This window comes from Heterorhizobium halophytocola (genome assembly GCF_017873095.1).
In the GTDB taxonomy this organism is placed as follows: Bacteria; Pseudomonadota; Alphaproteobacteria; order Rhizobiales; family Rhizobiaceae; genus Allorhizobium; species Allorhizobium halophytocola.
On record NZ_JAGGJU010000006.1, the window covers coordinates 147,236 to 173,983 of the forward strand.

Annotated in this window: 27 protein-coding genes; 18 read left to right on the plus strand and 9 right to left on the minus strand. The window is 63.4% G+C overall.

What is annotated here, in order from left to right; translation table 11 throughout:
- From J2Z17_RS12350 to J2Z17_RS12375, 6 genes are all read left to right on the plus strand, one after another.
- Positions 1-330, plus strand: coding sequence for an XdhC family protein (locus tag J2Z17_RS12350; RefSeq protein ID WP_209945387.1), 330 nt, complete (start codon positions 1-3; stop codon positions 328-330).
- Positions 330-1,034, plus strand: a complete 705-nt coding sequence (locus J2Z17_RS12355; RefSeq protein WP_209945389.1) for an XdhC family protein — start codon at positions 330-332, stop codon at positions 1,032-1,034. Before J2Z17_RS12350 ends, J2Z17_RS12355 begins: the two co-directional genes overlap by 1 nt.
- A complete protein-coding gene (locus J2Z17_RS12360) occupies positions 1,031-2,665 on the plus strand; it encodes an NTP transferase domain-containing protein (protein WP_209945391.1) in 1,635 nt (544 codons plus the stop codon). Before J2Z17_RS12355 ends, J2Z17_RS12360 begins: the two co-directional genes overlap by 4 nt.
- 4 nt (positions 2,666-2,669) lie before the next feature.
- Positions 2,670-3,023 (plus strand): TfoX/Sxy family protein, encoded by a 354-nt coding sequence (locus tag J2Z17_RS12365; RefSeq protein ID WP_209945393.1) that lies wholly within the window; start codon positions 2,670-2,672, stop codon positions 3,021-3,023.
- Positions 3,024-3,217: 194 nt separating this feature from the next.
- Entirely contained in the window at positions 3,218-4,711 is a 1,494-nt protein-coding gene (locus J2Z17_RS12370; RefSeq protein ID WP_245224063.1) for a tyrosinase family protein, read from the plus strand.
- Positions 4,708-5,469 carry a DUF2182 domain-containing protein gene (locus tag J2Z17_RS12375; protein WP_209945395.1) on the plus strand — a complete coding sequence of 254 codons (762 nt, stop codon included), beginning with the start codon at positions 4,708-4,710 and terminating at the stop codon, positions 5,467-5,469. Before J2Z17_RS12370 ends, J2Z17_RS12375 begins: the two co-directional genes overlap by 4 nt.
- A 13-nt stretch (positions 5,470-5,482) precedes the next feature.
- Here the strand turns inward: J2Z17_RS12375 and J2Z17_RS12380 are convergent, their stop codons facing one another.
- The 5 genes from J2Z17_RS12380 to J2Z17_RS12400 form a co-directional block, all read right to left on the minus strand.
- Positions 5,483-5,902 carry an NUDIX domain-containing protein gene (locus tag J2Z17_RS12380; protein WP_342454402.1) on the minus strand — a complete coding sequence of 140 codons (420 nt, stop codon included), beginning with the start codon at positions 5,900-5,902 and terminating at the stop codon, positions 5,483-5,485.
- The gene (locus tag J2Z17_RS12385) at positions 5,899-7,416 is read right to left on the minus strand and encodes a DEAD/DEAH box helicase (protein ID WP_209945397.1); all 1,518 of its coding nucleotides are present in this window, start codon (positions 7,414-7,416) and stop codon (positions 5,899-5,901) included. Before J2Z17_RS12385 ends, J2Z17_RS12380 begins: the two co-directional genes overlap by 4 nt.
- Positions 7,417-7,743: 327 nt before the next feature.
- Positions 7,744-9,084 carry a M23 family metallopeptidase gene (locus J2Z17_RS12390; RefSeq protein ID WP_245224064.1) on the minus strand — a complete coding sequence of 447 codons (1,341 nt, stop codon included), beginning with the start codon at positions 9,082-9,084 and terminating at the stop codon, positions 7,744-7,746.
- Positions 9,085-9,244: 160 nt separating this feature from the next.
- Entirely contained in the window at positions 9,245-10,084 is an 840-nt protein-coding gene (locus tag J2Z17_RS12395) for a ferritin-like domain-containing protein (RefSeq protein WP_245224066.1), read from the minus strand.
- Positions 10,085-10,099: 15 nt separating this feature from the next.
- Positions 10,100-10,567: a peroxiredoxin gene (locus tag J2Z17_RS12400; RefSeq protein ID WP_209945753.1), complete on the minus strand. Its 468-nt coding sequence runs from the start codon at positions 10,565-10,567 to the stop codon at positions 10,100-10,102.
- Positions 10,568-10,689: 122 nt separating this feature from the next.
- Between J2Z17_RS12400 and J2Z17_RS12405 the strand changes: the two genes are divergently transcribed.
- A complete protein-coding gene (locus J2Z17_RS12405) occupies positions 10,690-14,109 on the plus strand; it encodes a YhdP family protein (protein ID WP_209945399.1) in 3,420 nt (1,139 codons plus the stop codon).
- Positions 14,110-14,307: 198 nt separating this feature from the next.
- Positions 14,308-14,652, plus strand: a complete 345-nt coding sequence (locus tag J2Z17_RS12410; protein WP_209945401.1) for a hypothetical protein — start codon at positions 14,308-14,310, stop codon at positions 14,650-14,652.
- A 217-nt stretch (positions 14,653-14,869) separates the two neighbouring features.
- Here J2Z17_RS12410 and tyrS read toward each other — a convergent pair whose 3' ends face one another.
- From tyrS to J2Z17_RS12425, 3 genes are all read right to left on the minus strand, one after another.
- A complete protein-coding gene (gene tyrS, locus J2Z17_RS12415; protein ID WP_209945403.1) occupies positions 14,870-16,126 on the minus strand; it encodes a tyrosine--tRNA ligase in 1,257 nt (418 codons plus the stop codon).
- Between the two features lie 126 nt (positions 16,127-16,252).
- A complete protein-coding gene (locus J2Z17_RS12420) occupies positions 16,253-17,146 on the minus strand; it encodes a patatin-like phospholipase family protein (RefSeq protein WP_209945405.1) in 894 nt (297 codons plus the stop codon).
- 152 nt (positions 17,147-17,298) lie between these two features.
- A complete protein-coding gene (locus J2Z17_RS12425; protein WP_209945407.1) occupies positions 17,299-17,976 on the minus strand; it encodes an alpha/beta hydrolase in 678 nt (225 codons plus the stop codon).
- A gap of 217 nt (positions 17,977-18,193) precedes the next feature.
- Here J2Z17_RS12425 and J2Z17_RS12430 point away from each other — a divergent pair, with 217 nt between their 5' ends.
- The 10 genes from J2Z17_RS12430 to J2Z17_RS12475 all read left to right on the plus strand — a co-directional run bounded on the left by J2Z17_RS12430 (position 18,194) and on the right by J2Z17_RS12475 (position 26,320).
- A complete protein-coding gene (locus tag J2Z17_RS12430) occupies positions 18,194-19,360 on the plus strand; it encodes a cysteine desulfurase family protein (RefSeq protein WP_209945408.1) in 1,167 nt (388 codons plus the stop codon).
- Positions 19,361-19,505: 145 nt separating this feature from the next.
- Positions 19,506-20,975: a Fe-S cluster assembly protein SufB gene (gene sufB, locus J2Z17_RS12435; protein ID WP_209945410.1), complete on the plus strand. Its 1,470-nt coding sequence runs from the start codon at positions 19,506-19,508 to the stop codon at positions 20,973-20,975.
- A 109-nt stretch (positions 20,976-21,084) separates the two neighbouring features.
- Positions 21,085-21,243: a hypothetical protein gene (locus tag J2Z17_RS12440; protein ID WP_209945413.1), complete on the plus strand. Its 159-nt coding sequence runs from the start codon at positions 21,085-21,087 to the stop codon at positions 21,241-21,243.
- 48 nt (positions 21,244-21,291) lie between these two features.
- A complete protein-coding gene (gene sufC, locus J2Z17_RS12445; protein WP_209945415.1) occupies positions 21,292-22,047 on the plus strand; it encodes a Fe-S cluster assembly ATPase SufC in 756 nt (251 codons plus the stop codon).
- A 22-nt stretch (positions 22,048-22,069) separates the two neighbouring features.
- Positions 22,070-23,350, plus strand: a complete 1,281-nt coding sequence (sufD, locus tag J2Z17_RS12450) for a Fe-S cluster assembly protein SufD (RefSeq protein ID WP_209945417.1) — start codon at positions 22,070-22,072, stop codon at positions 23,348-23,350.
- Positions 23,343-23,738 (plus strand): VOC family protein, encoded by a 396-nt coding sequence (locus J2Z17_RS12455; RefSeq protein WP_209945419.1) that lies wholly within the window; start codon positions 23,343-23,345, stop codon positions 23,736-23,738. Before sufD ends, J2Z17_RS12455 begins: the two co-directional genes overlap by 8 nt.
- Entirely contained in the window at positions 23,728-24,978 is a 1,251-nt protein-coding gene (locus J2Z17_RS12460; protein ID WP_209945421.1) for a cysteine desulfurase, read from the plus strand. The genes J2Z17_RS12455 and J2Z17_RS12460 overlap by 11 nt, the downstream gene beginning before the upstream one ends.
- Positions 24,979-24,987: 9 nt before the next feature.
- The gene (locus J2Z17_RS12465) at positions 24,988-25,365 is read left to right on the plus strand and encodes an SUF system Fe-S cluster assembly protein (RefSeq protein ID WP_209945423.1); all 378 of its coding nucleotides are present in this window, start codon (positions 24,988-24,990) and stop codon (positions 25,363-25,365) included.
- Between the two features lie 122 nt (positions 25,366-25,487).
- Positions 25,488-25,880 (plus strand): Fe-S cluster assembly scaffold SufA, encoded by a 393-nt coding sequence (gene sufA, locus J2Z17_RS12470; RefSeq protein ID WP_209945425.1) that lies wholly within the window; start codon positions 25,488-25,490, stop codon positions 25,878-25,880.
- Between the two features lie 185 nt (positions 25,881-26,065).
- Positions 26,066-26,320: a hypothetical protein gene (locus J2Z17_RS12475; protein WP_245224067.1), complete on the plus strand. Its 255-nt coding sequence runs from the start codon at positions 26,066-26,068 to the stop codon at positions 26,318-26,320.
- A gap of 26 nt (positions 26,321-26,346) precedes the next feature.
- Here J2Z17_RS12475 and J2Z17_RS12480 read toward each other — a convergent pair whose 3' ends face one another.
- Positions 26,347-26,673: a flagellar basal body protein gene (locus tag J2Z17_RS12480; protein WP_209945427.1), complete on the minus strand. Its 327-nt coding sequence runs from the start codon at positions 26,671-26,673 to the stop codon at positions 26,347-26,349.
- Positions 26,674-26,748 lie beyond the last annotated feature (75 nt).

The following is a 26,748-nucleotide window of genomic DNA, read 5'->3' on the forward strand; positions in this document are numbered from 1 at the left end:
ATGAACGCAATGAGCGTATCGCGCGATCCGCTGGCGATCGCCGAAGCCTGGAAGGCCGAGGGGCGTCAGGTGGCGCTCGCCACCGTGATGGAAACCTGGGGTTCGGCGCCGCGTCCGGCCGGCAGCCATCTGGTGATCGATGCCGACGGCAATTTCGAAGGCTCCGTCTCCGGTGGTTGCGTCGAAGGTGCGGTGATTGCCGAAGCCGGCGACGTGATTTCCGAAGGACAGGCCCGCATGCTGGAATTCGGCGTTGCCGACGAGACGGCTTGGGAGGTGGGGTTGTCTTGTGGCGGGCGCATTCGCGTTTATGTCGAAAGGATCGACTGATGCAGCTGGATATTCTCAAGGCGCTGAATGGCGCGCGGCAGAGCCGGGAAGCCGCCGTTATGGTCACCAATCTTCAGGACGGGTCCGAGCGGCTGGTCCGGGAGGGCGAGGTGGTCGATGGCGCGCTCGCAGACGAGATCGATGACCGGCTGCGGTCCGGCAAGTCCGGCACCGTCGAGATCGGCGGGAACAGGGTCTTTCTGAACGTCCATCTGCCGCCGCCGCGCATCGTCATCATCGGCGCCGTGCATATCAGCCAGGCGCTCTGCCCGATTGCAAGCCTTGCCGGCTTCGACGTGACCGTCATCGATCCGCGCACCGCCTTTGCCACGCCGGAGCGCTTCGAAGGCGTCGAACTGATCGCCGATTGGCCGGAGGATGTGCTGAAGGAGCGGCCACTCGACCGCTATACGGCGCTCGCCGCCGTCACCCATGATCCGAAGATCGACGACTATGCGCTGGTCTCGGCGCTGCGGACCGGATGCTTCTATGTCGGGGCGCTCGGCAGTCGCAAGACCCATGGCAAGCGGGTGGAGCGGCTGTTGTCGGAGGGGCTGTCGGTCGAGCAGATCGGACAGATCTCGGCGCCGATCGGCCTCGATATCGGGGCTTCCAGTCCGCCGGAGATCGCCGTATCCGTGCTTGCCGACATCATCGGCTCGTTCCGCCGCCGCGGCGTCGTGCTGTCCGAGGCTGCTGCATGAACTTCGGGGCGTTTCCCGTCGCCGACGGGGCGGGACTGGTGCTCGCCCATTCGCTGCGGCTGCCGGACCGGCGGTTTGCCAAGGGCCATACCCTGGCAAACGGTGATGTCGAGACGCTGCTTGCGGCGGGTGTGACGTCGGTCATTGCCTGCCGGCTGGATGACGGTGATCTCGGCGAGGACGAGGCGGCCGCGCGACTGGCGGCTGCGATCGACCCGTCGAACCTGACGCTGACGCAAGCGACCACCGGGCGCGTCAACATCCATGCGGCTTGCAATGGCCTCTTCATTGCCGACCGGGATATCGTAGACCGGTTCAATAGGGTCGATCCGGCCGTCACCTTTGCCTGTCTTGCCGATCATGCGGATGTGCGCGCCGGCGATCTTGTCGCTACCGTCAAGATTATTCCCCTGGCCGTGGCAAAGGACCATGTCGAACGCGCTGCCGCGATCTTTGCAGCGCAGGCGCCGGTGCGGCTGAAGGCCTATGCGCCGCATGACGTGGCCCTGATCGCCACCGAGTTGCCGTCGCTGAAGGCCTCGGTGATGGACAAGACAGCCGATGTCCTGGCGCGGCGGCTCCAGCCATCCGGCAGTCGCATCCTTGCCGAGCAACGGGTGGCGCACGGCGAAAAAGCGGTGGCCGAGGCCATCGGCATCAGCCTTGCCCGGCACGGCGAAAGGCCGCGGATGATCGTCATCTTCGGCGCCTCGGCCATGGTTGATGCCGGCGACGTGATCCCGCAGGCGATCCGCCATGCAGGCGGCGAAGTGCTGCAGGTCGGCCTGCCTGTCGATCCGGGCAATCTGCTGGTGCTCGGGCGGGTCGGCGACGTTCCGGTCGTCGGCGCACCGGGCTGCGCCCGCTCGCCCAAGGTCAACGGTTTCGACTGGGTGATGAACCGGCTGCTTGCCGGGGAATGGCCGACGTGCGAGGCTTTGACGGGTCTCGGCGTCGGAGGGTTGCTGATGGAAATTCCAAGCAGGCCGCTGCCGCGCGAGCGGGCGACGACCAGCCGGCCGCAGATGTCCGTCGGTGCGCTGGTGCTGGCGGCCGGCCGGGCAAGCCGCATGGGTGTCGACGGTCATCACAAGCTGCTGGCCGAATTTGATGGGGAGGCGCTGGTGCGGCGCTCGGTGCGCATCGCGCTGGACGGCGGCGCAGCACCTGTCGTGGCCGTCACCGGCTATCGGGCAAGCGAGATCGAGGCGGCCGTGTCCGGGCTCGATGTCGCGCTCGTCCACAATCCCGACTTTGCAAGCGGCATGGCAAGTTCGCTTCGCGCCGGGTTTGCGTCGCCCGACTTGCGCGACTGCGACGGCGTCATGGTGGTGCTCGCCGACATGCCCGGCCTGACGGCGGCGGACCTGCAGCGGCTCACCTCGGTCTTTCGCGAGCAGCGCGGGGCCGCCATCGTGCGGGCGTCGGCCGGCGGCAAGCGCGGCAATCCGGTCATTTTGCCGAAAGCCGTCTACGAGGCGGTGCGGGACCTGGAAGGCGATATTGGCGCGCGGTCGATCGTCGAGGGCTCCGGCCTGCCGGTCATCGATGTCGAACTCGGCGCCGCTGCCCATCTGGATGTCGACACGCCCGACGCAGTGGCGCTTGCCGGCGGCGTGCTGAAGGGGTGAGGCGATGGACAATGCGGCAATCGAGGAGATGTTTTCCAGTCTCGGACCCGTCACCATCAAGCGGATGTTCGGCGGCAAGGGCATCTATCACCACGGGGTGATCATCGCCATCGAACTGCGCGGCGACATGATGTTCAAAGCGGATGCGAACACCGGCCCGCAATTTGCCGAGGCCGGGGCAAGCCAATGGGTCTATCAGCGCCAGGGCAAGGCGCCGGTCTCGATGCCCTATTGGTCGGTGCCCGAAGACGCCTATGACGACCCCGACGACATGGCGCGCTGGGTCCGGCTCGCGGTCGAAGCGGGCCTGCGGGCAGATAAGGACAAGCCGGCAAAGGCCAGGACGCAGAAGGCCTGACTTGCAGTTTAGGTGGCAGGGGGATTGCAATGCTATTTTGGGTTGCAAGTAGTGCCTGACTGTGTTTGGTATTCGACAGTAGCGCGTATCCACCACATCGAGAGCTTTTTCGCCGCACCGGCCCCCTGAAGGGTCGAAGGGGTGTGCGGGCGGTTTCCTGTTGTCCTTTCGACCCGCCTCAAGGGGGGATTGCCATGGTTTTCGTGCGCAAGAGTGTCTGGGCGAATGGCGGGGATGTCGATGACCCGCTGCTGTTCTGGTATGCCAAGGGGGTGGGCGAGATGAAGGCACGGCCGCTGTCATCGCTTGCCGGCTGGCGCTTCATGGGCGCGGTCCACGGGATCGACACGGGGCTCTGGCAGCAATACGGTTATTTCACCCCCGGCGAACCGGTACCCGTTCCGGCCGACCAGACGCTCTACTGGAACCAGTGCCAGCATCAGAGCTGGTATTTCCTGCCCTGGCATCGCGGCTATGTCTGGGCGATCGAGAGCATGCTGCGTCAGGCGATCGTCGATGCTGGCGGCCCGGACGACTGGGCCTTGCCCTACTGGAACTACAGCGACACCAGCAGGCCAAATGCCAGGCTTCTGCCGCCGGCCTTTTCCCGGCAAACGCTGCCGGATGGATCCGCGAACCCGCTATTCGTGCAGCAGCGCTACGGACAAGGTACGTCGCCGATTGTTCTGCCGGCGGGTGATGTGACGCTCGAGGCCCTGTCGGTCACTTTCTATACGGGAACGAGCCGCGCCAGCAGCGGCTTCGGCGGGCTGAAGACCGGCTTTTCCCATGGCGGCGGGGTGAGCGGTCGGCTCGAAAGCAAGCCGCACAATATCGTCCATGTCGATATCGGCGGGCAGAACAGCGCCGGACCCGGGCTGATGTCGGACCCGGACACCGCCGGGCTCGATCCGATCTTCTGGCTGCATCACGCCAACATCGATCGTCTGTGGGCGGTGTGGAATGCGGCGGGCAATTCCGACCCGACCGATGCCGCCTGGCTGAATGGCCCGATGGACCGCAAGTTCGTCATGCCGGACCTGGCGGGCAATCCCTGGTTCTATACGCCGGCGGAAATGGTCGACACGCTGGTCGCGCCGCTTGGTTACACCTATGATCAGTTCGTGCAGCAGAAGGCCCTCGCATCGCTTCAGGCGAGTGGCGGCACCGGAGGGGCGGAGAGCAGGACAATGACCGGACCTGTCGAAATGATGGGCGCCAACAACGGCCCCGTGGTGCTCAAGGGTGCGGTAGCGGCCGTCACCATGGTGCAGATGGAGGGTGGACCGTCACCGAAGCTTGCCCAGATGCGCGAGGGTACGGCACCCGAGGCACCACGCGACCACCGCATGCTGCTCAACCTGGAAAACATCCGTTCCAGTCGGGACGGCATAGTCGTCGATGTCTATTTCAACCTGCCGGCCGGTGAGAAGGGGGCGGAGCGCGTCGATCTTCATGCCGGTTCCTTTGGCCTGTTCGGCGCGCGCAAGGCATCCAATCCCGAGGGCGAGCAAGCCGGCAACGGAGTAACCGAAATCCTCGACGTGACCGACGTGATGTCCAGTCTGGAAAACAAAGGCGAGATGCAGGGCGGCGAAGTCGAAGTGCATCTCGTGCCGCGTCATCCGGTCCCGGACGAGGCGCCGATCACCGTCGAACGGATCAGCCTCTACCGGCAGCCTTCGTGAAACCGGATCTCGTCTCGACGATGCGCGCAGCGGCCTCGCTGCTGCGCGAGCCGCCATGGCCATGGCTTGTGGTGATCAGCGCCGGTGGGTGGCTGGGGCTCGTGGGGCTCGGCGGGCGGGAGCCGCTCGACGGTCTCTGCCTGTCCGCCTCGCAGCTGCTGCTCGACCAGGGGGTGGCCGCGGCGCTTGCAGGCTTCCCGCTCCGCTCCGGCCTTGCCTGGATCGCCTGGCTGCTGATGCTTGTCGCCATGATGCCGCTGCTCTTGGCGCCGCCGCTGCAATATCTGCAGGACCGTATGCCGGCGCGCCGGCGGGCGAGCGCGCTGAGTCTCTTTCTCGCCGGATATGGCGGAATCTGGATGGCGGCCTGTCTGCCGCTTGTGGGGCTTGGTGCACTGCTGCGCGCGCTTGGCGAGAGCGTCGGGATAGTCGCCGTGCTGCCGGCTCTCGTGCTTGCGGGCGTCTGGCAAGTCAGCCCATGGAAACAGGCACGCCTCAATGAGTGCCATCGCAGCCCACGCCTGCGCTATCGACGACCGGAAGCCGATGTCGATGCGTTGTTATTCGGTGTCTTTGAGGCGCTGAATTGCCTTGCCAGTTGCTGGGCGCTGATGCTCGTCCCGCTCACCATGGGGACATTTCATCTGCAGGCGATGGTTCTGGTGACCGGCGTGATGGTCTCGGAGCGCCTGAACCCGGCGCGCAGCGTCAGATGGCGATGGCCGCTCTCGAGTGATCGGCCGCGCGCGCTGATCTGACGGTGTGGGCAGGTCAGGTCAGATGGCGGGCGATCTCTCGGGTAAAGGCTGAAAGCGGTTCCGGCAGGGCATCCAGTGCAAACCAGCCGAAGTCGGAAAGCTTGTCAGGTTCGGTCAGGGAAGGTTCGCCGGTAAAGTCCCGCGTCACGTAGAGCAGGGATAGCCAGTGCTGGCGGTCGGCCGCGATGATCTGTTCGGTCATGGCGACGAATTCGATTGCGCCGATTTCGAGACCGGTCTCCTCGACCGCCTCGCGACGCGCGGCCTGTTCCGCCGGCTCCATGTGATCCACCTTGCCGCCGACAATGTTCCAGTGGCCGGCTTCCGGTGGTTTTACACGCTTGTAGAGCAGGATCTTGTCATCCCGCATGATGGCGAGACCGACTCCGAGGCCCGGGAAATCGATCCCGGGCTTGCCGTTGTCAGAGTTCACGCCTTGCCGGCGATGAGCATGAAGGCGGGAATGTCGTCGCCGAAGCCCACCGGTGTCGGACCATCGTCGTCGTCGCGGTGACGGCGACGGTTGCGACGATCGTCATTGGCCGGATAGGGACGGTCGTTGCGATCATTCCGGTCGTTGCGATCACTGCGGCTATTGGACGAACGGGCCGGACGCGGTTCCTCGCGGGGTGCGGGGGCGGCAGCCCTCGGCTCCTCGATCGGCGCTTCCAGCTTGCGGTCGGCCGGCTGCGCCTCTGCGGTCTTGCGCTCGCTGGTGTGACGATCGGCAGACTTGCCCCTGCCACCCTTGCGGCCGCGTTCGCCGCGGCCGCGCGAGCGGCTGTCGCTCTCGCCTTCGGCCGGCGCCGGAAGGTTCGACAGATCGCCGTCCTTCCATTCGATAGTCTCACCGATCAGCTTTTCAATCGCGTCGAGGTGCTTGACGTCGGATTTGGTCACGACAGTGAATGCCTTTCCAGAGCGGCCCGCGCGGCCGGTACGGCCAATGCGGTGAACATAGTCTTCAGCGTGGATCGGCACGTCGAAATTGAAAACATGGCTGACGGCCGGGATATCCAGGCCGCGGGCTGCCACGTCGGAGGCGACGAGCAGCTTGATGTTGTTGTCCTTGAAGTTCGCCAGCATGGTCGTGCGCGAACGCTGGTCCATGTCGCCGTGCAGCGCGCCGACGGAAAAACCGTGGCGGTCGAGCGAACGGAACAGGTCGGCCACATCCTTCTTGCGATTGCAGAAGATGATCGCGTTGGTCAGTTCCGTCTCTTCATTGATGATGTCGCGCAGGATGGCGCGCTTCTCGTAATCCTTGTTCGGCGCGGCGACCAGGCGCTGCGTCACCGTCTTGGCCGTCGAGGACGGCGGTGCGACCTCGATCCGCTCCGGGTTCTGCAGGAAGCGGTCGGCTAGCTTCTGGATCTCCGGCGGCATGGTGGCCGAGAAGAACAGCGTCTGGCGGGTGAACGGGATCATCTTGGCGATGCGTTCGATATCCGGGATAAAGCCCATGTCGAGCATGCGGTCGGCTTCGTCGATGACGAAGACTTCGACACCGGTCATCAACAGCTTGCCGCGTTCGCAATGGTCGAGCAGGCGGCCGGGGGTGCAGATCAGCACATCGGCGCCGCGTTCCAGCTTGCGGTCCTGTTCGTCGAAAGACACGCCGCCGATCAGAAGCGCAACGTTGAGCTTGTGATTCTTGCCGTATTTCTCGAAGTTCTCGGCAACCTGTGCCGCGAGTTCGCGGGTCGGTTCGAGAATGAGCGTCCGGGGCATGCGTGCCCGCGCTCGGCCCTTTTCAAGCAGCGTCAGCATCGGCAGCACGAAAGAGGCGGTCTTGCCAGTTCCCGTCTGGGCGATGCCGCAGATATCGCGGCGCTGCAGGGCAGGGGGAATGGCGCCAGCCTGGATCGGCGTCGGGATGGTGTACCCGGCGTCGGTTACGGCGGACAATACTTTTTGGCTCAGGCCAAGATCGGCAAAGGTTGTCAAAGGGAAATCTGTGTCCGTTTCGTTTTCGGGCGAACTGTGATCGATCGGAAGCCCATAACGCAAGGCTGTCGGTAGGGCGCTTAGTGGCAATCTGCTGTAAAGTCAAGGAATACAGGTGATTCCGTGGCCGTACTCACAGCTGGCTACAGTGTATTGTTACCAAATATCCGGTTCGGTCGATCAAGTCTGATGTAAATCAGCGGATCATGTAAGCCGGATCGCCCTGATCATTCACCCGTATAGGGTTCGAGATGTGCGTTTGCATGCACTACATGGACCGATGTTCGAGGATGTCAACCCCACCCGAGGCGCCATGCGCCGATCGTCTCAGTTGACCAGGCCTTCGAGCTTCATCCCGGCGTTCAGGAAATGGAGGGGATCGATCGGACGATTGTTGCGGCGGATCTCGTAATGCAGATGCGTGCCGGTCGACCGTCCGGTGCTGCCGGCAAGGCCGACAACGTCGCCGGGCTCGACCTCTTGCCCGACCTTCACCAGGATCTTGGAAAGATGGCCGTAGCGGGTGGTGATGCCATAGCCGTGATCGACCTCCACCATGTTGCCATAGCCGCCGGCCGGGCCGGCAACGGCGATGGTCCCGGCGCCGGTGCTGGTGATCGGGTTGCCGGGCGGCTCCCGAAAATCCATGCCGGGATGCAGCGCCAGGCGCCCGAGGAAAGGATCCTTGCGATTGCCGAACGGGCTGGTGACGACTCTGCCCGGCGCCGGATTGGCGAAGGGCAGGTCCCGGGCGGTGTCGCGCAGCCGCTCCAGCCGGTCCAGCGCGTCGTCCAGTTGCCCGAGCGTGGCGTCGAATGCGGCCGGCGGTTCGGGCGCCAGATAGGGTCCGCCGACGGCATCGCTGTCGCGATCGAGAGCGGCCTCCTTGGCGCCGTCGGCACCGTCTGCGCTTGTCGCGGCATCCGGCAGCGTGATGCCCGACCCGGTCAGGATGCTGTCGATCTGGTTGGCCGCCGTCTGAGCGCCGACCGTCAGTTTCTGCATGCGGTTCAGCTGGTCGCGTTCGATCGATTTCAGCGAGCGGGTGACGTTGGAAAACAGCCGGTCTGCCTTGTCGGCTGCGGTCTGGCGAAGCGGCAGATAGGCAAGGCTCAGATTGTCCGGCGTTGCTTCCGCCTCGGCCGAATTGCCGAGCAGCCTGTCGATCGCCCGTGCCGTCTTTTTCGACGTCCCTGCGGCCGATGCCTGTTCGTTGCCGGGGTTGGGTCTTGCGGTCGGCACTGGCACGTCGGGACCGAAAATGCCCGACTGCTCCGCACGATCGAGCAGCTCGCCCAGCCGTCCGTGCCGCGAGGTGAGGGCCAGTTGCTGCTGCAGAAGCTTGTCGACCTTGGTCTCGACCACCTGCTGGTCCAAAAGCTGGCGGGAGGTAACGCGGTCGACCTGGGCCCGCAAAGCGGCGATGCGGTCCTCGTAGTCGTGCTGCAGGCGCGCCTGGCGCGCCATGGTGGCACCGATCAGGTTGTCGCGAAGGGCGAGATAGGAGGTCGAGCCGAGATAACCGATGGCCATCATCCCCAGCACGCTTGCCGTCAATGCCGCCATCCAGGGGCGAACCGTCATATGCCGGATCTGGTCGCCATGCGCCAGGATGATGATATGCGGTTCGCGGCGTTTGCCGAAGGCTCTGTCCGATTTCACGGCCAAGGGGAGTCTCCTCAGTTCAGTCGCAGCAGTAGCATACTGCTTAATGCGGCTTGCTTGGGGTGGAACATCCCAGAATCGGGCTTGTTTCCTCTGAGGAAATTAGAGGCCAATATGGTTAACAAAGGCTTTCCTGACCGGGTCGGGAGAGCCGTTAAGTCTATTAGATCCAACCGAAATTTGTTGCCGTGAGCGATCGGTAGAAGGATGGCGTCAAGCCGGCCTCGGCGCGGGCGATATCGTTGAAAGGCGCCTTCAGCGCTCCACGGAAATTGGCGCGGACCAGCTCCTTGAAGGTTTGGGCGGGATCCTTGCGCTCGCGGGCACAGAGAAATCTGAACCATTTGGCGCCGACGGCCACATGGCCCTTCTCGTCCTCATAGATGATCTTCAGCACCTCGGCACTGTCGAGGTCGCCGCTCTGGCGCATCTTTTCCTGGAGCGCCGGCGTGACGTCGAGGCCGCGGGCCTCGAGAATGAGCGGCACCACCGCCAGTCGGGCGGTCAGGTCGTTGCGGGTCGCATGGGCTGCCTGCCAGAGCCCGTCATGGGCGGGCATGTCACCATAATCGGCGCCGAGTTCGTTCAGCCGGCCGCGGACCATGCCGAAATGCTTGGCCTCCTCGTCGGCCACCCGCATCCAGCCATCGAAAAACGATTGCGGCACCGGCTCCGAGGCGAATCGGGCGACGATATCGAGTGCGAGATCGACGGCATTGAGTTCGATATGGGCAAGGGCATGCAGCATGGCGATACGCCCCGGCACAGTGTGGAGCGAGCGCTTGCCGACATCTCTCGGCGGAACGAGTTCGGGCTTGTCGGGCCGGCCGGGACGGTCGGGCAGGGGCGGATCGAGCGGCGATCTGAGGGAAAGCTGGCGCTCGCGCCAGCGTCTGGCGGTCTCCCGCGTCAATGCGCATTTGACCGCGAGATCCTTGCTGGCGATCGCCAGGGTGGCGCCCGCCCGCAGGGATCGAGGCTCGGGAATCATCGGCACGTCCATCAGGCGGCTCCGCGGTCAGAGGGTATCGAGGGCATCCAGCACTGCCTGGACATGGCCCGGCACCTTCACCTTGTGCCAGATCTCGGCGATCGCGTGGTTGCGGTCGAGCAGGATCGTGGTGCGTTCCACGCCCATATAGGTCCGGCCATACATGCTCTTTTCCTTCCACACCCCATAAGCCTCGAGCACCTCATGACTCTCGTCGGCGCCGAGCGCCACCGTCAGCCCGTGCTTGGCGACGAACTTGTCGTGGCTTTTCGCCGAATCGGGCGAAATACCGATCACCGCGACCCCTTTGGCTGTGAACGCCTCGAGATTGGCGCTGAATTCCGTGGCCTCCTTGGTGCAGCCGGTGGTATTGTCCTTCGGATAGAAGAATATCACGACCGGCCGACCGTCGAAGTCGGTCAACGACAGCGTGCCGCCGCCATCGCGGGGGAGGCTGAAACCGGGTGCTTTCTGACCTTTATCTAAAACGTTCATCATGATCCTTTCTTTCGCCTTCATTGCCGATATAAACCATAGCCACGAGATGGAAAGGCTTCGCTCAAGGTCTATGCCGTAGAGCTTATTCAAGCCGACTGTTGGAGACACATTCACCCGACATGGGAGAAGTACGAGGCGAAAAGCTCAGCTTTCGCAGGAAAGACATTCTTGCCCTGCACCAGCTGCCTTCGGCCCAGGCTGAGGATCCGCTGATCGTGCATTGCCCGGCGCGATCCGGGTTCGGGCGCCGCTGTCTGCGTCTGGCCACCATCTTTTCACTTTTCATCATTCTGGTCGTCTCGGGCCTCGTCATGGCGATCGAAAGCGGCGCCTTTGACCGTGCCTTGTCGGCAAGCGCCCGCAATGCCCTGTCGGCCGCACTGGGTTCGGAATACAGCGCCGAGATCCAGGACACGGCGCTGCGCTTTTCCAACGGGCTGGACCTGGCGGTCGAGGCGCACGGCGTCGTCATCCGGCAAATGCCCGAAGGCGAGGTGATGGCGCGCGCCGACCGGTTGCGCCTGGTGATCGAGCCACTGTCGCTTCTGTCCGGCAAGATCATGATCGACGAGATCATCAGCGACGGCGTCGATATCGACGCAGACCGGCTGCCGGCCGGGCCGGCCATGGATCTGGCCAAGCTCAGGGTCGATTCGGTGCCGCAGCTGATGGACCGGGCCTTCCGCCAGATCGACACGGCTTCGGATTTCATCTCGCGCGGCGGTCTCGACAAGGTGGTGATCGACGATCTCGCCATCCTGCACGGCAAGAGCGAGACGCCGGGAGCCGAGATCGCGGTCGATCATCTGACGCTGCAGCGGGCGCTGCGCGGCGGGTTGAAGATCGACGGCGAGGTCTCGATTGCCGGCAAGCCGACGACCCTGTCGATCCAGAGCGAGCGCAACAAGGGCCATACGGGCCGGCTGCAGGCAAAGCTCGAAGGGTTCGACCTCGGCCCCGTGCTGCTGCGCTACAGCTCCGAGGGCGAGATACGCCAGGGGCTGGACGGACAGGTCGAGATATCGATTGCCGCACTCCGGGCGGGCGACCAGGTGGCGCCGAGCCTGTCGGCCGCGATCTCCGGCAGCGATCTGCTCTTCTACATGGATGGCAATTCGCAGAAGGTGACGACGACGCAGATCGCGCTCGGTTACGATTTTTCGAAGGACACGATCGAGGTTCGAAAGTCGCGGGCGGTGTTCGGCAGGACGGTGGTGCCCTTCAGTGGCGGCCTGATCGATCTCGACCGTTTCAATCCCTCCTATGCGCGTGGTTCCGGCATCGCGATCGATCTGCTGGCAAAGGATGCGGTCGCCTCCATCCCGGCATCGGGCGAACCCTCGGTTCCGTTCGATTTCAAGCTGCTCGGCCGCTATCTCTATGCGAAGTCCGAGCTGCAGTTCGATCAGCTGACGGTTGCGACGCCTGTCGGCAACATGGCCGGGTCGCTGCATGTGGGCTTTGTCGACGGCAAGTCTCCGGAGATCAGCTTCAGCGGCCAGATCGCCCAGATGCAGACCTCTGCCGTCAAGCAGCTCTGGCCCTTCTGGATGGCCGACAAGCCGCGGGAATGGGTGATGGAAAATCTGATCGGTGGCACCGTCCGGCAGGGCTCCATCAGCGTCTTCATTCCGGCCGGCCGGATGACAATCGAGCCGAGCCCGCTGCAGCTGCACGGAAACGAACTGAGTATCGCCTTCGATGTGGTGGATACCCGGGTCAATATTCCAGGCGATATCCCGCCGGTGCGGGACGCAGCGGCGCGTGTCGAGGTGCATGGCGGCAAGGTCAGCGTCGCCTTCAAATCGGGCGCCAGCTATTTCCGCTCCGGGCGAAAGGTCGAGCTGAGCGGCGGGACATTGACGGTCTCCGATGCCTACCAGAAGCCGCTGATGGCCGATATCGCACTCGATCTTGCCGGCAAGGCGGATGCCGTCGCCGAACTGGTCACCTACAAGCCGATCGATGCGCTGAAGCGAACCGGCCTGACACCGGCGGACCTGACGGGCGATGTCACCGCGCGTCTGGCGCTGAAGGTCGGCCTGGTGCCGGACCAGAACCCGCCTCCGCCGGAGTGGACCGCGAATCTCGCATTGAAGGATGTGTCGCTTGCCAAGCCCTATGCCAACCGCAAGATCGAAAGCTTCGACGGCACGCTGAAGATCGATCCGCAAAGCGCCCGTATCGACGGCAAGGCCGATATCGATGGGATCGCCATGGATCTGGCGCTGGTCGAACCGGTCTCGGATGCATCGGTGACGACGCGCGAGCGGGTGATCAAGGCGCAGTTGAGCGACGACGCCCGCGACAAGTTGGCGCCGGGGCTCGACGCCATCGTCAAGGGCACGGTCGGACTGACGATGACGCAGAAGGGCGACAGTGACCAGTCCATCCAACTGGACCTGCGCCAGGCGCGCATGACACTGCCCTGGGTCGGCTGGAGCAAGGGGCAGGGCGTCGCCGCCAAGGCGACCTTCAACGTCAGGGAGGCCGACGGCGTCACCCATATCGAGGACTTCCGTCTCCTGGGCGACGGTTTCGGGGCGCACGGCGCCCTCAGCCTCAACAAGAACGGCCTGATCGCGGCCGATGTGGAAAATGTCAAGCTGTCGGCCGGCGACGACTATTCGGTTTCCGTAAGGCACAGCGGCCGAACCTATAGCGTCAAGGTCGGTGGCGCCCAGGCCGATGCACGGGCGCTGATCGCCTCGCTGAAAACGCCCGGTGACAGCGAAGGCCCCAGTTCGGACGCGGTGGCGTCGAAGGACAAGCTGTCGCTCGATCTTAGCCTCGACCGCGTCATCGGTTTTGCCGGTGAATCGCTGCGCAATGTGAAGCTGACCTATGGATCGCTCGGCGATCGGGTGAATGCCTTCGACCTGCAGGCGATCAGCTCCAGCAGTCAGGCGGTCGTTGCCAAGATGGGGCGCGTCCAGCAGCGTCGCCGCATCGACCTGACGACCAGCGATGCCGGCGCGCTTGTGCGTTTTGCCAATCTCTATACGCACATGGATTCCGGCCTGTTGAATTTGAGGCTCACCGGGGATGGCAATGGTGGCTGGAACGGCGCCGTCGATGTGCGCAATTTCAGCGTCAATAACGAGCAGCGGCTGCAGACGATCGTCTCCACCCCGGCCGACGCCGACGGCCGCAGCCTCAACGCCGCGGTCAAGCGTGATATCGATGTCAGTTCGGAGCGGTTCCAGCGGGCCTATGCACGCCTGGCGATCAACCAGTCGGCGATCAGGGTCGATGGCGGTGTGGTGCGCGGCGAGCAGGTCGGCGCGACCTTCCAGGGGCTGGTGCGCGACGAGACCGGCGCCATGGACATGACCGGTACTTTCATGCCGGCCTATGGCCTCAATCGCATTCTGGGGGAACTGCCGATCATCGGTACGCTTCTCGGCAATGGCCGCGACCGCGGACTGCTCGGCATCACCTTCCGGCTGACGGGTGCGATCGCCCATCCGAAGGTCACCGTCAATCCCCTCTCGATCATCGCACCGGGCGTCTTCCGCCAGATTTTCGAATTTCGCTGAGAGGCTTTCGACTTGTGGGGCGACCTGTGGGGGCGGGTCCCGCAACATGGCCGGATCAAGGCGGTAAAAGGCTAATAAACCCTTCAAAATCAGCGGTTATAATTCGCATGCTTTTTTCTTAGAGAGGTATAATTGCCTTCGCGCGGCCGCAATGTCGCGTCAATTCTCATTTCAAGCGATCGGGAAGGGACCTGCTTGATGTTCGTGATTTGGAGAGGCTGGGGCATTCTTGTGATTCTGGGCGCGGCGCTCGGCGCATTGACCGGCGGCCTGATACTCTCTTTTGCCCAATCGATGATGCCCAGCGGGCTGGAGCCCGGGTTTCTCGGGCTTTTTGCCACCTGCGGCACGGTGTTCTCGGCCATGTTGCTCGAAAACGCCGACGAGGGCCGTGCGATGATCGACGCGCAGACCGGCGAGCGACTGGTGCTGAAGCGCGACGACAGCCTGTTTTTCATCCCGGTGCGCTATTGGTCCTGGATCATGGGCTCCATAACCGTGATTCTCTTCCTGACCGGTCTGGTGACGGCGACCGGTGGCTGACCAGCCAGAGACGTGCCTTCGGCAGGTGGGACGGCCACCGATGTTTGTGCGAACAAACCGGCGAAAAGGGTCAGTTAGATCGCGAATTATTCGCCTGCTTCAGTGACCTGCCGTGCGTGTCTCTCCCGTCAAGGAGCCATTCTCGGCCGTACAGCGAAAAACCCCGGCTGGAGCGATCCGGCCGGGGATAAGGCAGTGTTTTAATATCGTTTGCGGTTCAGGTGGGCCGCACCAGCACGTGCTTCTTCTTGCCGACGGAGAGCTTGATGACGCCGTCCGCCGTCACGCTGTCGCTGGCAATCGTCAGCCGCTCGTCCGACACCTGGCTATCGTTGACCCTGACCGCGCCGCCCTGGATGTGCCGGCGCGCCTCGCCGTTCGAGCCGGCGAGACCGGCCTTGACCAGAAGGCCGAGCAGCCCGGCCCCGGCGTCGAGTTCCGCGGATGCGATCTCGATCGTCGGCAGGTCCTGGGCGACGGCGCCTTCCTCGAAGGTCTTGCGCGCCGTCTCGGCGGCCGCGTCAGCGGCCCCGCGGCCGTGCAGGATTGCGGTGATCTCGGTGGCCAGGATCTTCTTGGCCTCATTGATCTCTGCGCCGCCGAGCGCTGCAAGCTTTGCCACCTCGTCCAGCGGCAGCGTGGTGTAGAGCTTCAGGAAGCGCTCCACGTCGGCGTCCTCGGTGTTGCGCCAGTACTGCCAGAAGTCATAGGCCGAGAACATGTCGGCGTTGAGCCAGATCGCGCCATTGGCCGACTTGCCCATCTTGGCGCCGGAGGAGGTGGTCAGAAGCGGCGAGGTCAGCGCGTAGAGCTGCTGCGTGCCCATGCGGTGGCCCAGATCGATGCCGTTGACGATATTGCCCCACTGATCCGAGCCGCCCATCTGCAGCCGGCAGTCGTAGCGCTTGGCGAGCTCGACGAAGTCGTAGGCCTGCAGGATCATGTAGTTGAATTCGAGGAAGGACAGCGACTGCTCGCGGTCGAGGCGCGTCTTGACGCTCTCGAAGGACAGCATGCGGTTGACCGAGAAATGGCGGCCGACATCGCGCAGGAATTCGAGATAGTTCAGCGAACGCAGCCATTCGCCGTTGTTGATCATCAGGCCGCCGTCCTTCGGGCCCTTGTCGTAATCGATGTAGTTGGCAAAGACGCGCTTGATCGAGGCGATATTGTCCTCGATCTTCTCGACCGTCATCAGCTGGCGTGCCTCCTCCTTGAACGAGGGGTCGCCGACCATGCCGGTGCCGCCGCCCATCAGCGAGATCGGCTGGTGGCCGGTCACCTGGAACCAGTGCAGCATCATGATCTGGATCAGCGAACCGGCATGCAATGACGGTGCCGTGGGATCGAAGCCGATATAGGCCGTCACGGTCTCCTTGGCGAGCAGATCGTCGAGGCCGCTTTCATCGGAGACCTGATGAATGAAGCCGCGCTCGTGCATGGTGCGCAGGAAATCGGATTTGAACTTGGACATGGCCTTGGGGCTCTCTGGATGCTGACTTTGTTAGGAAACGCGGCGCGATTTAGCACCGTTTTTCGAGAATGTGCACCCGCCGGCGTATGAAAATTGGCGATCACTTCGATCACGCCCCGCAATGGGTCAGGCGCTGGCCTGCGACGGATCCTGCCGACGGCGTCCTCCGAGCAGGGCCGGCAGCCGTGCGGCGAAACGTTCGCCGTCGCGAAGCCCGACCTCGAAGGCATGCCGCAATCCGGCCTCGTCGCCGACGGTGAACTTGTTGACGGTAATTTCCTCGCTCGGGCCGACAATGGTGCGCCCCGGCGAGGACGGCGGCGCGCGGCCATGCCGGGTCGTCATCAGCAGCGTGCGCAATCCTTTGTCTTCCGCCTGGGCGAGCCTGGCAAGCGGCGGGTTGTCGGTCAGTCCGCCATCGAGCGCCGGCCGGCCGTTGATGCGGCCGACCGGCATGAAGGGCGGCACCGAGGAACTGGCCATGATCGCGCCGACCAGATCCTCGGGCGTCGCCATGTCATGGGTCGAGATCCAGGCCGGCGTGAGCCCCAGATAGCGTCCCGCCCTGGAATGGCGGCCGCCGGTCAGCAGTTTCTCGATCTGGTAGGCCGTGATCGAGCCGATTGCGGCCATGCTGGCGGGCATCCATGCCGGCGGGTGCGACACCTGAATCAGGATCGGTGGCGCCGCCTTCAGGGCCGAAAGCTCCAGCGGGCCGAACTCGCGGGCGAGAAACTGGCGGAACAGGTCGCCGACCACGAGCGGTGAACGGCCGCTGCGCAGCGCGCGCCAGTCGATGTCGGGCCTGTGCTCGCCGGCAAAGCCGTAGGCCGCCGATCGCACCCGCTCGCCGATGCCGATCAGGTTCATCGCGCAGTGATAGGCACCGGCAGAGACGGCGACATAATGGCGGGGCTTCTGCGGATAGCGGGCATTCAGCGCTTCGACGAAGCCGCTCTGCCAGTAGCAACGATTGCCGCCGCCCGCATATCCGATGACATCGAAAGAAAGATCCTGCATGGCCCGATCTTGGCGCGTTGACGTTGCCTGAAGTGAGCCAAGGGCAGGGCGGGTTGTCAACCTGAAGATGGGGGCTGCGTCGTTTCGACAGTCGCGAAACGAAAAAAAGGCGCCGGTTCGACGCGGCGCCCTTCCGCAATATTCAAGATGGTTCAGCGAATGCGCTTGGCGGCCGGTTCCGGTACCAGTTCGCCGTCGAGGCGGCGGTCGAGATAGTCGCCGCATTCGTCGATCAGCGTATCCACCTGGTTGGTGAAGAAGTGATTGGCACCCGGCAGCGTGTTGTGGGTGATCAGAATGCCCTTCTGGGTCTTCAGCTTGTCGACCAGACCCTGGACATCCTTTTCCGGCGCCACCTTGTCGTTGTCGCCGTGGATGATCAGGCCGGAGGACGGGCAGGGCGCGAGGAAGGAGAAATCGTAGGTGTTGGGCTGCGGCGCGACCGAAATGAAGCCCTCGATTTCCGGACGGCGCATCAAAAGCTGCATGCCGATCCAGGACCCGAAGGAATAGCCGGCAACCCAGCAGCTCTTCGAATCGGGATGCAGGCTCTGCACCCAGTCGAGCGCCGAAGCCGCATCCGACAATTCACCCGAGCCATGATCGAATTCGCCCTGGCTGCGCCCGATGCTGCGGAAATTGAACCGAAGTGTCGTAAAGCCGCGCTTCTGGAACATGTAGAAGAGCTGGTAGACGATCTGGTTGTTCATCGTGCCGCCGAACTGCGGATGCGGATGCAGGATGATCGCAATCGGGGCGCTCTTTTCCTTGGACGGCTGATAGCGGCCCTCGAGGCGCCCTGCCGGGCCGTTGAAGATGACTTCGGGCATTGATACTCCGGTGCTGTCGTTTTTGGTGTGTCGAACACCCTTGGATGGGCCAAGATGACTTGACGCAACAAGTCATCTTTTCTACAACCCAGTTTAGAACGGTTCGAAACTGTGATTGAAGGCCACTGCTCTGGTGGATCGTGTCATAGGACAGTCAAGGCGCGGATTTCAAGCAAAATGCGCCGAGACCGGAACCTTCGGACTGGCAGGGGTCTCAATGGGCAAGACGCGGATCTATCTCGACTGGAACGCGACGGCGCCGCTTCTGGATGAAGCGCGCGCCGCGATGCTCGCCGCGCTGTCGCTCTGCGGCAATCCGAATTCGGTGCACTCGGAAGGCCGTGCGGCCCGCCAGGCGGTTGAAAAGGCCCGTCGTCAGGTGGCGTCGCTCGTCCATGCGTCGACCGCCAATCTCGTCTTCACCGCCGGTGCGACCGAGGCGGCCAGTCTCGTGCTGACGCCGGACTTTCGCATGGGACGGTCGCCGCTGAAGATCGGTCGTCTCTATGTCTCTGCCATCGAGCATCCGGCCGTCCGGCTGGGCGGTCGCTTCGATGCCGCTTCGGTCAGCGAAATCCCGGTCGGTCGCAATGGCGTGGTCGATATCGACGCGCTGGGCGCCCTGCTGGATACCCATCCAGCCGAAGACGGTTTGCCGATGGTGGCGATCATGCTTGCCAACAACGAGACCGGCGTCATCCAGCCGGTGCGCGCGGCAGCAGCTCTGGTGCATGCCAAGGGCGGCCTGATGGTCGTCGATGCCGTGCAGGCGATCGGCCGCATGGCGGTGGACATCGAGGCGCTCGATGCCGACTTCCTGATCGTCTCGTCGCACAAGATCGGCGGGCCGAAAGGTGCCGGTGCGCTTGTGTCGCGCGGCGAAATGCTGATGCCGAAGCCGCTGGTAACGGGGGGCGGGCAGGAAAAGGGCCATCGCGGCGGCACGGAGAACGTTGCGGCCCTCGCAGGTTTCGGCGCGGCGGCGCACCATGCGCAACATGACCTGACGGAGCGAAATACGCGCATCGCCGGGCTGCGCGACGCGCTGGAACAGCATATGAAGGCCTGCGCGCCCGATATGGTGATCTACGGGGCAGACGCGCCGCGCCTGCCCAACACGATATTCTTCGGCCTGCCGGGGCTGAAGTCGGAAACTGGGCAGATCGCCTTCGATCTCGAGGGCATGGCGCTGTCTGCCGGCTCGGCCTGCTCCTCGGGCAAGGTCGGCCAGAGCCATGTTCTGACGGCCATGGGTCTTGATCCACAGGCGGGGGGCTTGCGTATTTCGCTCGGGGCGACGACAACCGCGGACGATATCGACCGGGCCGGCGCGATCTTCGCGACGGTTGCCGGGCGACGCCGCGGGCAGGGCCAGGCGGCCTGACAGATTCTGCGATCGGCGCTGCCAAGGCGCCGTCGTGAACCACGGCGGGGGTGAAATCTCACTTCCGCATACTTACATGGAGGCGAGAATTCGCCTCACACATTGACAAGCTGCCGGCCTTGACCCGGCAAGATTGGAGTGCGCAATGGCTGCCGTCCAGGAGACGATCGATCAGGTTCGCCAGATCGACGTAGACCAGTACAAATACGGTTTCGAAACGATGATCGAAGTCGACAAGGCCCCGAAAGGCCTTTCGGAAGACATCATCCGTTTCATCTCGGCCAAGAAGCAGGAGCCCGAATGGATGCTGGAATGGCGTCTTGAGGCCTATCGCCGCTGGCTGACCATGGAAGAGCCGACATGGGCTCGTGTCGATTATCCGAAGATCGACTTCAACGACATCTATTACTACGCCGCGCCGAAGAGCACGTCGGGGCCGAAGTCCATCGACGAGGTCGATCCGGAGCTTCTGGCCGTATACGAGAAGCTCGGCATTCCGCTGCGCGAGCAGGAAATCCTGGCCGGCGTCCAGACCTCGAAGATTGCCGTCGATGCCGTGTTCGATTCGGTGTCGGTCGTCACCACCTTCAAGGAAGAGCTGTCCAAGGCCGGCGTGATCTTCATGTCGATCTCGGAAGCGATCCGCGAGCATCCAGAGCTGGTGAAGAAATATCTGGGCTCGGTCGTGCCGGCCACCGACAATTACTATGCCACGCTGAACTCCGCGGTGTTTACCGACGGGTCCTTCGTCTTCGTGCCCAAGGGCGTTCGCTGCCCGATGGAGCTGTCGACCTATTTCCGCATCAACGAAAAGAACACCGGCCAGTTCGAGCGCACGCTGATCATCGCCGAGGACGGCGCCTATGTCTCCTATCTCGAGGGATGCACGGCACCGCAGCGCGACGAGAACCAGCTGCATGCCGCCGTGGTGGAGCTTGTGGCGCTCGACGATGCCGAGATCAAGTATTCGACCGTCCAGAACTGGTATCCGGGCGACAAGAACGGCAAGGGCGGCATCTACAACTTCGTCACCAAGCGCGGCGATTGCCGCGGCGACCGCTCGAAGATCTCCTGGACCCAGGTCGAGACCGGCTCGGCGATCACCTGGAAATATCCGTCCTGCATCCTGCGCGGCGACGGATCGCGCGGCGAGTTCTATTCGATCGCGGTCTCCAACGGTCACCAGCAGATCGACTCGGGCACCAAGATGATCCATCTCGGCAAGAACACATCGAGCCGCATCATCTCCAAGGGGATCTCGGCCGGCGTTTCGCAGAACACCTATCGCGGTCAGGTTTCGGCCCACCGCAAGGCGACGAATGCCCGCAACTTCACCCAGTGCGACAGCCTGCTGATCGGCGACAAGTGCGGGGCGCATACCGTGCCCTATATCGAGGCCAAGAACTCGACGGCGCAGTTCGAGCACGAGGCGACCACGTCGAAGATCTCCGAAGACCAGCTGTTCTACTGCCTGCAGCGCGGCATTCCGGAAGAGGCGGCGATTGCGCTGATCGTCAACGGCTTCGTCCGCGAAGTCATCCAGGAACTGCCGATGGAATTTGCAGTCGAGGCGCAGAAGCTGATCGGCATCTCGCTCGAAGGTTCCGTCGGCTGATTTTCGTCAGTCATGCCCGGCGGTGAGCGCCGGGCAGGCCGGAAACAAGCATTCTCTCGCAACACGGATCCGGTGTAAGACTGGGGCGTGTCTCTTGAGGAGGATGACGATGGATCCGGTCAATCTGGTTTACTACGCCGTGGTTTGCGGTGGACTTGCCGCCTATGCGCCGCCGATTTCGAAGGTGGCCAAGGCCGGCATAGGGGTTGCGACGGGCGCCGTCTCGGCGGCGCTCCTGCCGATCGTCCACCAGCTGCTCGGCTTTTGAATTGAAGAAAAATGCGCCAGGGGCGCCAAACTATCAGGATCGTTGTTCATGCTTGAAATCAGAAATCTGCACGCCCGTATCGCCGAAGACGGCACCGAAATCATCCGCGGCCTCAACCTGACGGTCAAGGCGGGCGAAGTTGCCGCCATCATGGGCCCGAACGGGTCGGGCAAGTCGACGCTGTCCTATATCCTGTCGGGCCGCGAGGACTACGAGGTTACCGAGGGTGACATCCTCTACAACGGCGAGAGCATTCTGGAGCTCGATCCGGCCGAGCGGGCCGCCAAGGGCATCTTCCTCGCCTTCCAGTATCCGGTCGAGATCCCGGGCGTTGCCACCATGCAGTTCCTGAAGGTTGCGATGAACGAGCAGCGCAAGGCGCGTGGCGAAGACGAGCTGAAGACGCCAGATTTCATGCGTCTGGTCAAGGATGCCGCAGCCAAGCTGAAGATCAATCCGGACATGCTGAAGCGGCCGTTGAATGTCGGTTTCTCCGGTGGCGAGAAGAAGCGCGCCGAAATCCTGCAGATGGCGCTGCTGGAGCCGCAGCTTTGCGTGCTCGACGAGACCGATTCGGGCCTCGACATCGATGCGCTGAAGATCGTCGCCGACGGCGTCAACGCTTTGAAGTCGCCCGACCGTGCCACCATCGTCATCACCCACTACCAGCGCCTGCTCGACTATATCGTCCCCGACACGGTCCATGTCCTCTACAAGGGCCAGATCATCAAGACGGGGACCAAGGACCTGGCACTCGAGCTCGAAGCCAACGGCTATAACGACATCATCGGCGAAGCGGCCTGATCGGCAGAGGAGGGCTTTCCCAATGGATATGAATGCTGCAAACAGGCCGACAGCCGCCGAGAGCGCGCTGAACGAAGCCTATTCGCAACAGGTGGGCTCGCTGCCCGGCAATGGCGCCGTCTTCACCGCCCGCGACAAGCTGTTCGACCAGCTGAAGCGGGGCGGGCTGCCGACGCGCCGTGTCGAGGCATGGCACTATACCGACCTGAAATCGCTGCTGCGCCAGGTGCCGGCGTCCGACACCACGGCGAGCGCCAACTCGGTCGACACGATTGTCTCCGGGGCGACGAAGATCGCCCTGGTCCAGGGCTATGCCGCGACACCCGACAGCCTGCCGGGCGGCCTTACGGTCACCAAGCTCACCGATGCCCTCAGCGCCGGCGATCATGCCGCCGACCTCGTGGCTATCGGTCACGACGATGCCATCGGCCAGATCAACGGCAGCTTCGTTTCCGACGGCTATGTGCTGTCGCTGGAGGCCGACGCCGAGCTCGAGCAGCCGGTGGAGCTGCAATGCATCCACGCCGGCGGCCAGGTTCACAGCCGCTTCCCGGTCGACTTCGGCGCCGGCAGCAAGGCGACCGTGATCGAGCGGCATCTGGCAGCCGACGGCGATGCCCCGGCATTCGTCTCGGCCGTCAGCGACGTGACGGTCGGCGACGGCGCCGAGATCACCTGGATCATCGTCCAGGGACAGGGCGCCCAGGATACGCATCTCAGCCAGTTCAAGGCAAAGCTCGGCACCGATTCCAAGCTGCGGCTGTTCATCGTTAATGCCGGTGGAAAGCTGGTACGCGAAGAAGTGCATGTGGTGACCAAGGGCGAGGGCTCCGACTTCATCCTGCGCGGCGTCAACCTGCTCGGCGGCGAGACCCACACCGATGTCACCATGACGCTTGCCCATGACCTGCCGAACACCACCTCGACGGAAGTGATCCGCAACGTGGTCTTCGACCGCGCCAAGGGCGTGTTCCAGGGGCAGATCCGGGTGGCGCCGGATGCGCAGAAGACCGATGCGCGGATGGCCTGCAACACGCTGTTGATGTCCGACGACGGCGAGTATTCGGTCAAGCCCGAACTCGAGATCTTCGCCGACGACGTGCAGTGCGCCCATGGCGCGACGGTTGCCGATATCGACCACACCCATCTCTATTACCTGATGGCGCGCGGCATTCCGGAAAAGAAGGCCCGAGGCCTGCTGATCAATGCCTTCGTCGCCGAAGTGATCGAGGAACTGGACGACGAGCCGCTGGTCGAGGCGCTGGAAGCCGTGATCTCCAACTGGTTGGAACACCATGGCTGAGTTGCCCGTCGGCCTCGATCATTGCGTCATCCATGTCTCCGACTGGGAAGTCGCCCGCGACTTCTACACGCGGGTCATCGGTACACAAGCGATCGGGCGTGGCGACGGCACCTATGTCTTCCGCCTGGGGCGCCAGCAACTCAACGTCCATGGTCCGGGCCTTGAAGACGCGGCACCGCTGGCACGCGTGCCGGTCGTTCCGGGCAACAGCGATCTCTGCTTCTGCTGGAATGGACCGATCGAAACCGCGATCGAGCATCTGGCGACGCAGGGCGTCGTCATCGAGCTTGGCCCCGTCGAGCGCTATGGCGCGCAGGGGCCGGGCACGAGCGTCTACTTCCGTGACCCCGACGGGTCCCTGATGGAGTTCATGAGCTATGGACACTAACGCTTCAGGCAGAGCGACAGCCTACGACATCGACAAGGTGCGGGCGGATTTTCCGATCCTGTCTCGCACCGTCCATGACGGCAAGCCATTGGTCTATCTCGACAACGGCGCCTCGGCACAAAAGCCGCGCCAGGTGATCGAGGCGATCTCGAACGCCTATTCCAACGAATATGCCAATGTCCATCGCGGCCTGCATTTCCTGTCGAATGCGGCGACCGATGCCTATGAGGCGGCGCGCGAAACCGTGCGCCGGTTCCTGGGCGCCGGCTCGGTGGACGAGATCGTCTTCACCAAATCCTCGACCGAGGCGATCAACACGGTCGCCTATGGCTGGGGCATGACCCATATCGAGGAAGGCGACGAGATCGTCATCTCGATCATGGAGCACCACTCCAACATCGTGCCCTGGCATTTCCTGCGGGAGCGCAAGGGTGCGAAGATCGTCTGGATACCGGTGACCGATGATGGCGCCTTCGACATGGAGGCCTTCGACGCCTGCCTGACGGAACGCACCAAGCTTATCGCCATCACCCATATGTCGAATGCGCTTGGCACGGTCGTCGACGTCAAGGACGTCTGCCGGATCGCGCGTGAGCGCGGCATCAAGGTCCTGGTGGACGGCAGCCAGGCGGCCGTGCACATGCCGGTCAATGTGCGCGACATCGGCTGCGACTGGTATGCGATGACCGGCCACAAACTCTACGGTCCTTCGGGCATCGGCGTGCTTTATGGCACGGCGGAGGCGCTGGAGGACATGCGGCCCTTCATGGGCGGGGGCGAAATGATCGTCGAGGTGACCGAGGACATGGTGACCTATGCCGACCCGCCGCACCGCTTCGAGGCCGGTACCCCGCCGATCGTCCAGGCGATCGGCCTTGGCCATGCGCTCGACTATATGGAAAGCCTCGGCCGCGAAGCGATCGCGGCGCATGAGGCGGACCTGAAGGCCTATGCCGACGAGCGGCTGAAAGCGGTCAATTCTCTGAGGATCTTCGGCGATGCGCCGGGCAAGGGAGCGATTTTCTCCTTCGAGCTTGCCGGCATCCATGCCCATGACGTCTCGATGGTGATCGACCGCAAGGGTGTTGCGGTCCGGGCCGGCACCCATTGCGCTCAGCCGCTGCTCGCACGATATGGAGTGACATCCACTTGCCGGGCGTCCTTTGCCCTCTACAATACCCGCGAAGAAGTCGATGCTCTGGCCGATGCGCTGGACTATGCCCGAACCTTCTTCGCCTAGGAGACGACCATGAGCACCGAAAGCGAAACCCCGGCCAACAGCCGCGACGACATCATCAACTCGGCGATCCCGCAGGCGGAACTGGCGCGTCTGTCGGACGATATCGTCGGTGCGCTGAAGACCGTCTACGATCCGGAAATCCCGGCCGACATCTACGAACTTGGCCTGATCTACAAGATCGACATCGAGGACGACCGCTCGGTCAACATCGTCATGACGCTGACGGCGCCGGGCTGCCCGGTGGCCGGCGAAATGCCGGGCTGGGTGCAGAATGCCGTCAGTGCCGTCGAGGGCGTCTCGCATGTCGACGTCGAGATGAGCTTCGATCCGCCATGGACGCCGGACCGCATGTCCGAAGAGGCGCAGGTCGCCGTCGGCTGGTACTAGGCGACTTCTTGCGCCCGCAAGGGCGCCACAGTCCCAGCCGGCCTTGATGTCGGCGGGGACTCTGACTAGATTCCCTTCAAGGCACCGGACCTTGACCCCGGTTGTCACAGGAGATTTTTAAAATGGGCTTTCAAGTCATGAGCATGACGCAGGCGGCGGCAGACCGTGTGCGGGCAATCGTCGACAATGCCGGCGGTGACGCAAGAGGTGTGCGCGTCGGCATCAAGAAGGGCGGCTGCGCCGGGATGGAATATACCGTCGACCTGGTGACCGAGCCGAATGCCAAGGACGATCTGATCGGCCGCGACGGTGCCTCGGTCTGGATCGACCCGGCGGCCGTGCTCTATCTGCTCGGCACGCAGATGGATTTCGAAGTCACCAAGCTGCGCTCCGGCTTCACCTTCACCAATCCCAACCAGACGTCTGCCTGCGGCTGCGGCGAGTCGGTCGAGCTGAAAGCCGCCGACCTCGCAGAACTCGCCCGCCAGAAACAGGCGGCCGGCGTTTCAGGCTGATTCTTCGAGACATGATGACGATGCCTGAGCCCGGCCAGCGCGCCGGGCTTTTTCGTGGGTTGCGACGACTTCAAGTGACCCGTGTCGGCCAATGCGCTCGACGGGCGGCTTTTCACCCCATCGGTAATCACCCAGCGCGACACAATACGCACGTGTTCACGACCGACGAAGAACGTTAGGGGTATATGATCGTCAAGGCGATCGTGCGCGAGACTATCAGCCCCAAGCGGATCTTCATGCGCGATCAGAAAAGCTATTGCGGAATTCTGATCGACAACAACAACCGCAAGCCTCTGGCGCGGTTGTGGTTCAACAGGTCGGTGAAATATATCGGCCTCTTCGACGGGGAAGCCGAGGAGCGGTTGATCGTCGATACGCTCGATCAGATCTACGAATACTCCGATCGCCTCAAGGCAGGGGCCGCCAAATACGCGGTCTGAACGTGGCGGATGACGTCACCCAAGCGTCAGTCCCGCTTGATCGACATCAGCACGTCCCACATGTCCGCGCCGGTCTCGAAGACGGCGGCGCTGGCCTGGAAGGCGGTCTTGGCCGTCAGGGTGTCGAGCATTTCGCCTGCAAGGTCGACATTCGATCCTGTCGGCGATGGCAGTCCGCCGGAGGAAGCGACCTTTGCCGTGACACCGGCGCCGGAAGGGCTGTCCAGATACGTAACGCGCCGGTCGTAACCCGGCGTCATGCTGTTGGCGATATTGTCCGCCGTGGCGGAGAGGCGCGTGGTCTGCGCCCTCATCCCCGACACGGCGGTTGTCATGGCTGCGGCAATCGTCATTACAGTAGTCCCCATGCGCAGACGGTCGTGAGCTGCCGTTATAGGCGGGTAACCACTATCAAATGCTAAAAAAGC

Coding starts and splice junctions, on each gene's coding strand:
- J2Z17_RS12350 (WP_209945387.1), top strand. CDS start 1: ATGAACGCAATGAGCGTATCGCGCGATCCGCTGGCGATCGCCGAAGCC.
- J2Z17_RS12355 (WP_209945389.1), top strand. CDS start 330: ATGCAGCTGGATATTCTCAAGGCGCTGAATGGCGCGCGGCAGAGCCGG.
- J2Z17_RS12360 (WP_209945391.1), top strand. CDS start 1,031: ATGAACTTCGGGGCGTTTCCCGTCGCCGACGGGGCGGGACTGGTGCTC.
- J2Z17_RS12365 (WP_209945393.1), top strand. CDS start 2,670: ATGGACAATGCGGCAATCGAGGAGATGTTTTCCAGTCTCGGACCCGTC.
- J2Z17_RS12370 (WP_245224063.1), top strand. CDS start 3,218: ATGGTTTTCGTGCGCAAGAGTGTCTGGGCGAATGGCGGGGATGTCGAT.
- J2Z17_RS12395 (WP_245224066.1), bottom strand. CDS start 10,084: ATGGACGTGCCGATGATTCCCGAGCCTCGATCCCTGCGGGCGGGCGCC.
- J2Z17_RS12400 (WP_209945753.1), bottom strand. CDS start 10,567: ATGAACGTTTTAGATAAAGGTCAGAAAGCACCCGGTTTCAGCCTCCCC.
- J2Z17_RS12405 (WP_209945399.1), top strand. CDS start 10,690: ATGGGAGAAGTACGAGGCGAAAAGCTCAGCTTTCGCAGGAAAGACATT.
- J2Z17_RS12410 (WP_209945401.1), top strand. CDS start 14,308: ATGTTCGTGATTTGGAGAGGCTGGGGCATTCTTGTGATTCTGGGCGCG.
- tyrS (WP_209945403.1), bottom strand. CDS start 16,126: ATGTCCAAGTTCAAATCCGATTTCCTGCGCACCATGCACGAGCGCGGC.
- J2Z17_RS12420 (WP_209945405.1), bottom strand. CDS start 17,146: ATGCAGGATCTTTCTTTCGATGTCATCGGATATGCGGGCGGCGGCAAT.
- J2Z17_RS12425 (WP_209945407.1), bottom strand. CDS start 17,976: ATGCCCGAAGTCATCTTCAACGGCCCGGCAGGGCGCCTCGAGGGCCGC.
- J2Z17_RS12430 (WP_209945408.1), top strand. CDS start 18,194: ATGGGCAAGACGCGGATCTATCTCGACTGGAACGCGACGGCGCCGCTT.
- sufB (WP_209945410.1), top strand. CDS start 19,506: ATGGCTGCCGTCCAGGAGACGATCGATCAGGTTCGCCAGATCGACGTA.
- J2Z17_RS12440 (WP_209945413.1), top strand. CDS start 21,085: ATGGATCCGGTCAATCTGGTTTACTACGCCGTGGTTTGCGGTGGACTT.
- sufC (WP_209945415.1), top strand. CDS start 21,292: ATGCTTGAAATCAGAAATCTGCACGCCCGTATCGCCGAAGACGGCACC.
- sufD (WP_209945417.1), top strand. CDS start 22,070: ATGGATATGAATGCTGCAAACAGGCCGACAGCCGCCGAGAGCGCGCTG.
- J2Z17_RS12455 (WP_209945419.1), top strand. CDS start 23,343: ATGGCTGAGTTGCCCGTCGGCCTCGATCATTGCGTCATCCATGTCTCC.
- J2Z17_RS12460 (WP_209945421.1), top strand. CDS start 23,728: ATGGACACTAACGCTTCAGGCAGAGCGACAGCCTACGACATCGACAAG.
- J2Z17_RS12465 (WP_209945423.1), top strand. CDS start 24,988: ATGAGCACCGAAAGCGAAACCCCGGCCAACAGCCGCGACGACATCATC.
- sufA (WP_209945425.1), top strand. CDS start 25,488: ATGGGCTTTCAAGTCATGAGCATGACGCAGGCGGCGGCAGACCGTGTG.
- J2Z17_RS12475 (WP_245224067.1), top strand. CDS start 26,066: ATGATCGTCAAGGCGATCGTGCGCGAGACTATCAGCCCCAAGCGGATC.
- J2Z17_RS12480 (WP_209945427.1), bottom strand. CDS start 26,673: ATGACGATTGCCGCAGCCATGACAACCGCCGTGTCGGGGATGAGGGCG.